Origin of the sequence: Variovorax endophyticus, assembly GCF_025376855.1 — a bacterium.
Classification (GTDB): domain Bacteria; phylum Pseudomonadota; class Gammaproteobacteria; order Burkholderiales; family Burkholderiaceae_C; genus Variovorax.
The window spans coordinates 30667-40911 of sequence record NZ_JAHUTH010000039.1 but is presented as its reverse complement, the minus strand read 5'-3'; the positions used below and the strand labels follow the sequence as shown (position 1 = coordinate 40911).

General features: G+C 71.1%; 10 protein-coding genes. 1 reads left to right on the top strand and 9 read right to left on the bottom strand.

What is annotated here, in order from left to right:
- Positions 1 to 29: 29 nt before the first annotated feature.
- A complete protein-coding gene (locus tag KV106_RS35330) occupies positions 30 to 506 on the bottom strand; it encodes a response regulator (protein ID WP_172705410.1) in 477 nt (158 codons plus the stop codon).
- Positions 507 to 937: 431 nt separating this feature from the next.
- On the opposite strand from KV106_RS35330, the gene KV106_RS35325 reads away from it, so the two are divergent.
- A complete protein-coding gene (locus KV106_RS35325) occupies positions 938 to 1570 on the top strand; it encodes a response regulator (protein ID WP_057593235.1) in 633 nt (210 codons plus the stop codon).
- Between the two features lie 8 nt (positions 1571 to 1578).
- Here the strand turns inward: KV106_RS35325 and KV106_RS35320 are convergent, their stop codons facing one another.
- The 8 genes from KV106_RS35320 to KV106_RS35285 all read right to left on the bottom strand — a co-directional run bounded on the left by KV106_RS35320 (position 1579) and on the right by KV106_RS35285 (position 10216).
- Positions 1579 to 2340: a sulfite exporter TauE/SafE family protein gene (locus tag KV106_RS35320; RefSeq protein ID WP_261216397.1), complete on the bottom strand. Its 762-nt coding sequence runs from the start codon at positions 2338 to 2340 to the stop codon at positions 1579 to 1581.
- Positions 2341 to 2393: 53 nt separating this feature from the next.
- The gene (locus KV106_RS35315) at positions 2394 to 3002 is read right to left on the bottom strand and encodes an AraC family transcriptional regulator (protein ID WP_261216395.1); all 609 of its coding nucleotides are present in this window, start codon (positions 3000 to 3002) and stop codon (positions 2394 to 2396) included.
- A 32-nt stretch (positions 3003 to 3034) separates the two neighbouring features.
- Positions 3035 to 5278: a hypothetical protein gene (locus KV106_RS35310; RefSeq protein ID WP_261216393.1), complete on the bottom strand. Its 2244-nt coding sequence runs from the start codon at positions 5276 to 5278 to the stop codon at positions 3035 to 3037.
- 14 nt (positions 5279 to 5292) lie between these two features.
- A complete protein-coding gene (locus KV106_RS35305) occupies positions 5293 to 5793 on the bottom strand; it encodes a pyridoxamine 5'-phosphate oxidase family protein (protein WP_261216392.1) in 501 nt (166 codons plus the stop codon).
- A gap of 185 nt (positions 5794 to 5978) precedes the next feature.
- Positions 5979 to 6182, bottom strand: coding sequence for a hypothetical protein (locus KV106_RS35300; protein WP_057593211.1), 204 nt, complete (start codon positions 6180 to 6182; stop codon positions 5979 to 5981).
- Positions 6183 to 6241: 59 nt separating this feature from the next.
- The gene (locus tag KV106_RS35295) at positions 6242 to 7255 is read right to left on the bottom strand and encodes an AraC family transcriptional regulator (RefSeq protein WP_261216390.1); all 1014 of its coding nucleotides are present in this window, start codon (positions 7253 to 7255) and stop codon (positions 6242 to 6244) included.
- Between the two features lie 35 nt (positions 7256 to 7290).
- Positions 7291 to 8850 carry a gluconokinase gene (gene gntK / locus KV106_RS35290; RefSeq protein WP_261216388.1) on the bottom strand — a complete coding sequence of 520 codons (1560 nt, stop codon included), beginning with the start codon at positions 8848 to 8850 and terminating at the stop codon, positions 7291 to 7293.
- Positions 8851 to 8863: 13 nt separating this feature from the next.
- Entirely contained in the window at positions 8864 to 10216 is a 1353-nt protein-coding gene (locus KV106_RS35285) for a GntP family permease (protein ID WP_057593209.1), read from the bottom strand.
- Between the last annotated feature and the right edge of the window lie 29 nt (positions 10217 to 10245).

The following is a 10245-nucleotide window of genomic DNA, read 5'->3' as shown; positions in this document are numbered from 1 at the left end:
AAGCGCGCCGCGCGGGCCCGCTCGACCGATCAGGCCGCGTCGCGCACCGGGCCCGAGCAGGCGCGTGCCAGCGCGCGGTCGAGATCCTCGAGCGCATAGGGCTTGCGCAGCCACACGCTGCCGGCCGGCGGCTGCGCGGGCTCGGGTTCGCCCGAGGCGAAGATCACCGGGATGCGCTCGATCGCCATCAGCTTGGCCGCGAGGTCCTTGCCCGAGAGGCCCGGCAGGCCCACGTCGAGCATCAGCAGGTCGAAGGCGCCGCGCATGTAGCGCGTGATCGCCGACTCCGCGCTGCGCACGCCGGTGGCCCAGTGGCCGAGTGCGCGCAGGGCCTCGAGCGAGGTGGCCATCGCGTCCGCGTCGTCCTCGACCACGAGGATGCGCAATCGGTTCGGGTCGGCGGACGGGGGTGTATCGGAGGACAAGGAGGAAGGGCGGTCGACGAAGCTCGGTGCGTTCGCGGAGGGTGCCGAAGGTGCGGAGGGCGTGCTGGCGTTGGGGTTCATGTCGGGATGACGGAAGTACCGTGAGCCCGGGGCTTCGGCGCGGGACGTCGATGCGACAGGCGGCAGGGCTGTGCCGAATGAATGTGTGTGGTGGATGAAGGGATTGCATCCCAAGCTAACCAGCGTAAGTAGATGCGTCTGTCGGACGGCACCGCGTGCCCGCGCGGGGAATGCGCCGCGCGTCCGAAGGCCGGGCACAGGCGAGAGGCCGTGTCGAAAGCCAAGGAATCCCGCCTTTCCCACCCTTTTCGCAGCCGCGGGCGGTGCCGTGTCGGCGCAGTCCGTCGATCGCGCAAGACGCCGTTCCATTCCCGTGCAGGACAAGGGCCCGTGTTGGTCCCGGGGCCTGCCGGACCGGCCTTCACTATGGCATCGTTGCGCCCTGCCCGAATTCCGGGCGCCTTATGTGAATGGACCAGGAGAAACGCATCATGATCAAGATCGGAATAGTGGATGACCATGCCGTGGTTCGCGAGGGCCTCAAGGCGCTGTTCTCGGGCTTCGTCGAATTCCGCGTCGCCGGCGAGGCATCGTCGGGCCGCGAGGCGATCGACCTCGTGCGCACCACCGAACTCGACGTGCTGCTGATGGACCTGTCGATGCCCGGCCAGAGCGGCATCGACGCGCTGGGCATGATCCGCGCGAAGGCCCCCGACCTCGGCATCCTCGTGCTCAGCGCCTACCCCGAGGAACATTACGCGGTGAACCTGATCCGCCAGGGCGCCTCGGGCTACCTCAACAAGGACTGCGAGCCCGAGGAGATCGCCAACGCGATCCGCACCGTGGCGCTGGGCCGGCGCTACATCACGCCCTCGGTGGCCGAGATCCTCGCCAACCAGCTCGACCGCAAGGACGACGCACCGCCGCACAAGCACCTGTCGGAGCGCGAGTTCCAGGTGTTCCTCAAGCTGGCCAAGGGCGAGTCGGTGGGCAGCATCGGCGACGCGCTGTCGCTGTCGGTCAAGACCGTGAGCACCTACCGCACGCGGCTGCTCGAGAAGCTGCATCTCAACACCAACAGCGATCTCACCTATTACGCGATGAAGGCGCAGCTGATCGACTGAAGCGGGCTTCAGAACCAGATGCGCGCCGCGTAGTAGGCGCTCATGAAGAGGCCGGCCGCGATCACCGCGCGCCGCACCGCCCGCGCTGGCAGCACCCGCACCAGGTGACCGCCGGCCCAGCCGCCCGGCAGCGCGCCGGCCAGCATCGCGAGCGTGGCGCCCCAGTGCACCACGCCCTGCACCACGAAGATGACGATGGCCGCCAGGCTCACGGCGGTGGCCAGCAGGTTCTTCATCACCTTCACGCGCCGGATGTCGTCGGGATCCTCGATCGCCAGCAGCGCGCTGAGCATCACGCCGAGTCCCGCGCCGAAGAAGCCGCCATAGACCGAGACGGCGGCCAGCGCGGCCGTGCCCGCGAGCGCGTTCGGCGCCGCACCTTCGCGCCGCCGCGCGGCCCAGGCCTGGATCCGCGGCGCGAACGCGAACAGCGCGGTCGCGAGGCCGATCAGCAGCGGCACCGGCTGCAGGAACGCGGCCGCGGGCAGCGCGAGCAGCAGCAGCGCGCCCGCGATGCCGCCCAGCGTGGCGGCCGCCAGCGAGAGCGCGAGCCGGCGGTCGGCCGCTGGCAGCCTCTCGCGGTCGGCCACCGCGGCGAGCAGATGGCCCGGCGAGATCGCGACCGCGTTCGATGCATTGGCCACCACCGGCGGCAGGCCGGCCGCGAGCATGGCCGGGAAGGTGATCAGCGTGGCGCCGCCCGCGATCGCGTTGACCGCGCCGCCCACCGCGCCGGCCGCGAACAGCAGCGCCATGACCCTCGGTTCCATTGCCCACCTCCCGTGCGAAAAGACGGGATGCTAGGAACGCGCGCGGCGCCGATCTAGGACGTTTGTGCGCGGGGCCGCATGCCGCGCCGGTAGCGGCCCGGCGACACGCCGAACACGCGGCGGAAGTGGCGGCCCAGGTGACTCTGGTCGGTGAAGCCCAGCTCGAGCGCGAGATCCGCCAGATCGGCATCGCCGCGCAGCCGCTCGCGCGCGACGTTGAGCCGGTCGACCAGCCGCCAGGCATGCGGCGGCAGCCCGGTCTGCGCGGCGAAGCGGCGCGTGAAGGCCTCGCGGCTCAGCCCGAGCCGGCGCGCGATCCCCGACACCGGCCCGTGCCACTCGAGCACGCCGGCCGTGCCCGCGCTCGCGTTTTCGGCCGGCATGTAGACGTTGAGGCAGACCGTGCCCTCGTGCGCATGCGCGAGGCCGCGGTGCGCCACGCCCGCCGGGATCGCGAGGCAGTCGCCCGCGCGCAGCTCGAAGCGCTGGCCGCCGGCCTCGACGACGCGGCTGCCGCGCAGCACGAAGCTCAGCTGCGTCTCGCGATGGAAGTGCGCCTGCAGCAGCGGCACCTGCGTGCCCCGCCAGCGGGCAAGCTCGACGCCGCCGTGCGGCGCCGGCGCGTAGTGCCAGCAGGGCGGGGCGGCATCGGGCCTGGTCATGGCCCGATTATTGGCTCGACTCTTGGCGCGGCTCAGGCGCCCGGCGCGCTCGCCGCGGCCGGATCGTGCTGCAGCCGGGGCGGCAGACGCTCGTCGAGCCAGTCCATGCGCCAGGCCAGCACCGCCACCGCGCCGACGATGCAGGCGGCGGCCACCGCGCCCGTGAGCCCGTGCCGCTCGCGGTAGGGATCGGGCGCGATCCGCCGTGCGCCCGGCGGCACGTGCGCGGTCTGCGACAGCATGCCGCCGAGCCGCACGTTGACCTTCATGCGGCCGTTGATGGCCCAGCCGCTGGCGTCGAGGATCGGGCCCAGGCTGCGCTGGCGCAGCTTGAGCCAGGCGATCAGCATGCTCGGGCCCGAGATCGCGATCACGATGCCGACCAGCGCCACCGGGATCCACTGCCCCAGGTCGATGAACTTGCCGAAGATGCCGACCAGCACCGCGCTGATGCTGCCGAGCGCCACGCCGATCGCGGCCACCGTGCCGACGTCGACGCGGCTGGTGGCGGGCAGCGGCGGCTTGGCCGGCGCCTTCGCGGGATCGGCGCCCGCGGCCTGGTCGGCGGTCGCGACCTTGCCGGCCAGCGACTGCAGCGCGGTCTGCGAGCCGGCCTCGCTCGCGGCCGCGCGCTTGGCCACCTGTTCCTCGATCATGCGGACGAACTTCTTGTAGGGCGCGAAGAAGGCCTGCGCCACGCTGGTCGGGTTCTCGATCAGCTTGGTGATGGTGGCGTCCCAGTCGCGGCCCTGGCGGTCGTAGAACACGCCGTTGCGCCCGACGAACAGGAAGTCCACGTCGCCCGCGGTGAAGGCCGCGACGATGCTCATCTTCTGCCCCTGCCGCGTGCAGTCGCAGTAGGCCAGGCAGGTCTTCGCGAGGCCCGCGAGCACCGCGTGCTTGGCCGTGTCCTGCACCTGCACCGTGAGCTCGCAGCTGCGCCCGTCGAGGTAGAGCGTGCCGGCCTGGAAGATCGCGCCCTCGCGCCGGTAGAAGGCCTTGAAAGAGACGAAGTTGTCGAGCAGCAGCTTGAGGTCGCGCTGCAGCCGCAGCAGCTTCTCGAGGTCGACCAGCAGCTTGTTGTGGGTCTCGGCCGCCTCGTCCTCGGCGATCAGCGCGAGCAGCGCCTCGCGCGTGGCGAGCAGCGCCTCGATGCGCTCGCGCGGCAGGGCCGCGAGCGCATTGGCCGGCCGCGACGCGATCCAGCCCTCGCAGGCGCCGAGCTGCTGGCGCAGCGCCTGCCATTGCTCGTCCTCGAGGCTGTCGCGCTCGCCCAGCAGCGGCGCGACCGCATCGCGCGCGAAGGCCGCGATGGCCTCGGCCCAGGCCGGATTGAGGCTGGTGCCGCGCAGCGGCAGCGAGCGGTGCGGCGTGATCGGCGCCAGCGGCAGCTCGGCGATCGGGTGCGCGTTGGCATCGAGCGTGTGGCCCGCGAGCGCGTCGTAGGCCTCGGGCGAGGGGTTGAGCGCCGTCACGGCCTGCACGTCGTAGGCCGCCACGCGGCAGCGCGCGAAGAAGTCGTCGACCTTGGCCGCCACCTTGCGCATGGCCTCGGCCGCTGCCAGGGTGCGGTCGCCCAGCGCCAGCAGCGCGGCATCGCTGCCCTTGGCGTACCAGTCGCGCATCGCGGCCGCGTCGGCCATGAAGGCCTCGGCGCGCGCGCGGTCGATGCCGGCGGTCTGCTTGTGGCGATCGGGCGTGCTGCCGTGGCTGCGCATCGCCTCGGCGATGGTCGCGCGCAGCGCCTCGTCCTCGGCGGTCTCGGGCGTCACCACGCCGTCGCCGTTGAAGCGCATCGAGGCCAGCCATTCGCCGCGGTCGGAGATGTCGGCCAGCGTGAGGGTGTTGGTGCCCTCCTTGCCGAGCAGGTCGAGGATGCGCCGGCCCTCCTTCGCGAGCTCGGCGCCGGGCGCCTTCGCGCCATCGAGGTCGTCGAGCGACAGCGTGCCGCCGCCCGAGAGCAGCACGTCGGCGCTGCGCAACCGCTCGCAGGCCCACTGGCAGGCCGCGATCACCTCGGGCGGGCGCACGCGGCCGTCATGGTCGGTGTCGATCAGGTCCAGCGTGCGCGGATCGAAATCGATGCCGCGCGTGGGGCAGGCCAGCGCGACCCAGAGCTTCTGGTCGAGCTCGGCGATGCGCGCGATGTCCTCGCCGTTGCGGAACACCACCTGGTCGACGCCGCCGGCGCGCATGAACTGCCAGCGATGCGGCGCTGGCGCGGGGGCCGTGGCGCCGGGCGTGCCGGCGGCTTGTGCGGTCGTTGCCTCCGTCATCGTTCCGGCTGCCCTCAGACCGCGACCTTCTTGTGCTCGCCGAGGTTCTTCGGCGGTTCGCCGGTGAGGGCGGCCTTGGCCATCTTGTAGAGCTGGACCATCTTGCTGTCGTCCACGTCCCAGTACTCGGCCTCGACCACGTTCACGGCCAGCAGGCCGAGGTTGGGATCGTCCACGCCCTTCGGGAACCAGGCCTCGACCATCTTGCTGAAGAGGGCGCGCTTCTTGGCCGCGTCCTCGCGCAGTTCGGCGCGGCCCGACACCGACACGTAGCTGTCGCTGTCGGTGTTGGCATAGGCGATGTTCACGACCGGATCGCTCGCGACGTGGCGCGCGATGTCGCCGTTCTTCGGCACGAAGAAATACAGCGTGCCGGCCTCGTCGCCGTCCTTGTTCTGCGTGGTCAGCGGATGGCTGTGCAGCTGGCCGTCGCCGTGGCGGTGCGTGAGCATGCCGAAGCGCGTGTCCTTGATCAGGTCCCAGAGCTTGCTTTGGTCGCTGGTGGTGGCGGTCATGGGGTCTCCTTCAAGACGAAAGGGATGGAAGAAAAAAGCGGGGCTCGATCGGCGGAATGCCGAGGCCTGTGGAGCACCGTAAGGTGCGGGCCGGCACGGTCGCGCGGTCACACGGCGCACGGCCGTGTCATCCGATGCCGACAGCGGGCAGGGTGCGATGGAGAACCGGCGCGGGACAGCGGCGCTCAGGCCGCGGTGGCCGTGCGCTGGCGTATCTCGCTGTGCAGCGCGCGTTCGCCGCTGGCGAGCGCCACTTCGTAGCTGTCGGCAGGGTCGAAGGCGCTGCGCAGCACGCGGGGATGGCCCCCGCCGTCGTCGGTCTCCAGCAGGCGCCAGACAAAGGATCCGGGTGCCGGCTCGTCCACGATGAGTTCGATCGGATGTGTCATGGCCCGACCTTGATCCGATCGGCGGACCGTGTCTGTAGGCCGTGAGCGACGAATCTTCCTCAGCTGCGCGCCGCGGCGCGGAACTCGCCCGGCGTCATGCCCTTGATGCGCCGGAAGTGCCGGTTGAAGTTCGAGATGTTGTTGAAGCCCACCTCGTAGCAGATGCTGCTCACGTGCTGGCGCGTGGAGGCCAGCAGGCGGCAGGCGCGCGCCACGCGCAGGCCGATCACGAAGTCGGTGAAGGTCTGGCCGGTGGCGCGGCGGAAGCTGCGCGAGAAGGCGTTCTCGCGCATGCCGACGATGGCGCCCACCTCGGCCAGCGACAGCCCTTCGGCATAGTTGTCGCGGATGTGGTCGAGCGCCTTGTGGATGCGCAGCGCGGCGCCATGCTCGCCGAGCGAATCGTCGGTGAAGGCGGCGTCGGCCAGCAGCCGGTACTCGGACCATTGCGAGAGCTCGTTGAGCAGCACCGTGAACTCGGCGAAGCGCGCCAGGCCCTGCAGCATCTCGATGCGCCGCAGCCGCGAGACGATGCCTTCGCCCAGGCCCACGAAATGCACGCCCTGCCGCGCGCGCGCCAGCAGCGGCGCGGCGTCGCGCAGTTCGGGAAAGAGTTCCATGCCGCGGCGCAGCGGCTCGTCGCCGAAGCGCAGCACCAGGCCGCCGGCATTGCCGCCGCCGTGCAGCGGATGGTGCTCGAAGGCGAGGCTGTGCGGCAGCCGCGGCCCCAGCAGCACCAGGCTGCCGGGCGCGAAGCGATGGGTTTCCTCGTCGATGCCCTGGCCCACGCGCAGGCGCGCGGGCGCGGCGCCGATCAGGTGCAGCTCGTGCTCGTGCAGGCAGTTCGTTTCCTGGCCGCGCGCCGACGAGGTGGGCGAGCCTTCGCAGTGGATGGTGACGCGCGTGTCGGCCGGCTCGGGCGTGGCGGCGGCCGCGTTGCGCCGCGCATCGAGCGCGCGGGCGCGCGCGCCGCCGCGCGGGCGCGGTGCCACCGCGGGCAGCGGCAGCTTGGGGCGCGGCGCGCTGGGCGTGTGGGGCCGGGAGGCGGAGGCCGGGGGGATCGTGTTCAGCAAGACCGAATCTCCAACGGACGAATGGGAATGGCGCCTCAGCTGCGGCGCGGCGGCGGCGGCGCGGCCGTCTGCTGCTGGAACGCGGCCAGCAGCCGGTATTCCTCGCCGAGCTTGCGCGGCAGCGAGAGGTACACCGGCAGCAGCTGCCGGTAGAGCGCGGCGTTGCGCGCGTTGGGCGTATGGCGGTGCGTGGCGCCGACCATGCCCGCCACCACGTCGAGCGAATCGACATGGCCCAGTGCATAGAGCCCGAGCACCGCGGCGCCGAGGCAGGAGCTCTCGAAGCTCTCGGGCACGACCACCTCGCGGTCGAACACGTCGGCCATCATCTGGCGCCACATGCCAGAGCGCGCGAAGCCGCCCGTGGCCTTGATGTGGGCGCTGCGGCCCGCGATCGCCTCGACCGCCGGCAGGATGCTGTGCAGGTTGAAGATCACGCCCTCGAGCACCGCGCGGATCATGTGCTCCTTGCGGTGGTGGATGCCCAGGCCGAAGAAGGAGCCGCGCAGGTTGGCGTTCCAGTAGGGCGCGCGCTCGCCGGTGAGGAAGGGATGGAACACCAGCCCCTCGCTGCCGGCCGACACGCGTTCGGCGATGCGCGTGAGCACCTCGTAGGTGTCGATGCCCAGGCGCTTGGCGGTCTCGGCCTCGGCCGCGGCGAACTCGTCGCGCACCCAGCGCAGGATGATGCCGCCGTTGTTCACCGGACCGCCCACCACCCAGCGCCGCTCGGCCAGCGCATAGCAGAAGGTGCGGCCCTCGGGGTCGGTCATCGGATGGTCGACCACGGTGCGCATCGCGCCGCTGGTGCCGATGGTCACGGCCACCTCGCCGGGCGACACCGCGTTGACGCCGAGGTTCGACAGCACGCCGTCGTTGGCGCCGATCACGAAGGGCGTGTGCTCGGCCAGGCCGAGCTTGCCCGCGACGTCGGCCGCCAGGCCCTCCACATGCCAGGTGGTGGGCACCGGCCGCGAGAGCTGCTCGGCGCGCACGCCGGCCAGCGCGAGCGCGCCCTCGTCCCAGGCCAGCCGCTCGATGTTGAAGAGGCCCGTGGCCGAGGCGATCGAGTGGTCGACCTGCCACTGGCCGAACAGCCGGAAGAACACGTACTCCTTGATGCCGACGAAGCGCTCGGCGCGCGCGAACAGCTCGGCGCGCTCGTGGCGCAGCCAGACCAGCTTGGCCAGTGGCGACATCGGGTGGATCGGCGTGCCGGTGCGGCGGTAGATCGCCAGGCCGTCCCATTCGTCGCGGATGCGCTCGGCCCAGGGCGCGGCGCGCTGGTCGGCCCAGGTGATGCTGGGCGTGAGCGGCGCGCCCGCGCCGTCGACCAGGATCAGGCTGTGCATGGCCGCGCTGAAGGACACGGCGAGTACGTCGGCGGGCGCGGCCTTGCTCTCCTGCACGCAGCCCGCGATGGCCGCGAGCACGGCCTGGAAGATCTGCTCGGGATCCTGCTCGGCGGCGCCGGCCTCGGGCGCGAGCAGCGGGTAGCCGACCGTGTGATGGGCCAGCACGCGCCCGGCGGGGGTGAAGGCCACGGCCTTGGTGCTGGTGGTTCCGATGTCGACGCCGATGACGGTGCGGCCCATGGGTGCTTCCTCCTCAGACCACCATGCTCAGCAGCATGATGAAGACGATGCCGACGACCGAGATCAGCGTTTCCATCACGGTCCAGGTCTTGAAGGTCTCGGCCACCGTCATGTTGAAGTACTGCTTGACCAGCCAGAAGCCCGCGTCGTTGACGTGCGACAGGATCAGCGAACCCGCGCCCGTGGCCAGCACCAGCAGCTCGCGGTTCACGCCCGGCACCATGGTGGCCAGCGGCGCGACGATGCCCGCGCCCGTGATGGTGGCGACCGTGGCCGAGCCGGTGGCGATGCGGATCAGGCCCGCGACCAGCCAGGCCAGCAGGATCGGCGAGACCTGCGCGTTCAGCGCCATGTGGCCGATCGCGTTGCCCACGCCGCTGGCCACCAGCATCTGCTTGAAGCCGCCGCCCGCGCCGATGATCAGCACGATGGCCGCCGTGGGCGCCAGGCTGTCGTCGACGAACTTCATGATCTGCTTGCTCGTGAAGCCGCGCGCATAGCCGAAGGTGTAGAGCGACAGCAGGAGCGCCGCGAGCAGCGCGGTGATCGGATGGCCGATGAAGTCCATCCACTGGCGCACGATGTTCTTCTCGTCGAGCGCCACGTCGGCGAAGGTCTTCAAAAGCATCAGCCCCACGGGCAGCAGCACCGTCAGCAGCGTGACGCCGAAGCCCGGCAGCTCGCGCGCCTCGGGCTCGCGCGCCAGTTGCTCGAGCAGCTCGGGCGAGGCCTCGCCGGGCACGTACTTCGAGATGAACTTGCCGAAGATCGGGCCCGCGATCATCGCGGTGGGCAGGCCGACGATCAGGCCGTAGAAGATGGTCTTGCCGATGTCGGCGCCGAACACGCCGATGGCCAGCAGCGGCCCCGGATGCGGCGGCACCAGGCCGTGCACCACCGACAGGCCCGCCAGGAGCGGAATGCCGATGCGGATCAGCGACACGCCGGTGCGCCGCGCCACGATGAACACCAGCGGGATCAGCAGCACGAAGCCGATCTCGAAGAACAGCGGGATGCCGACCAGGAAGGCCGCGAACATCATCGCCCAGTGCACGCGCTCCTTGCCGAAGGCGTCGATCAGCGTGCGCGCGATGCGGTCGGCGCCGCCCGACTCGGCCATCATCTTGCCGAGCATGGTGCCCAGGCCGAGCACGATGCCCACGAAGCCCAGCACGCCGCCGAAGCCGTCCTGGAAGGACTTCATCACCAGGTCCACCGGCATGCCCGAGGTCAGGCCGAGGAAGCCCGCGGCCAGGGTCAGCGCGATGAAGGGGTGCACGCGCCAGCGCGTGATCAGAAGGATGAGCCCGAGGATCGCCACCAGGGCGTCGACGAGCAGGAACACCTCTTTGCTCATTCCGAACATGTCTGTCTCCTGAAGCCGGGCGCTGCAAA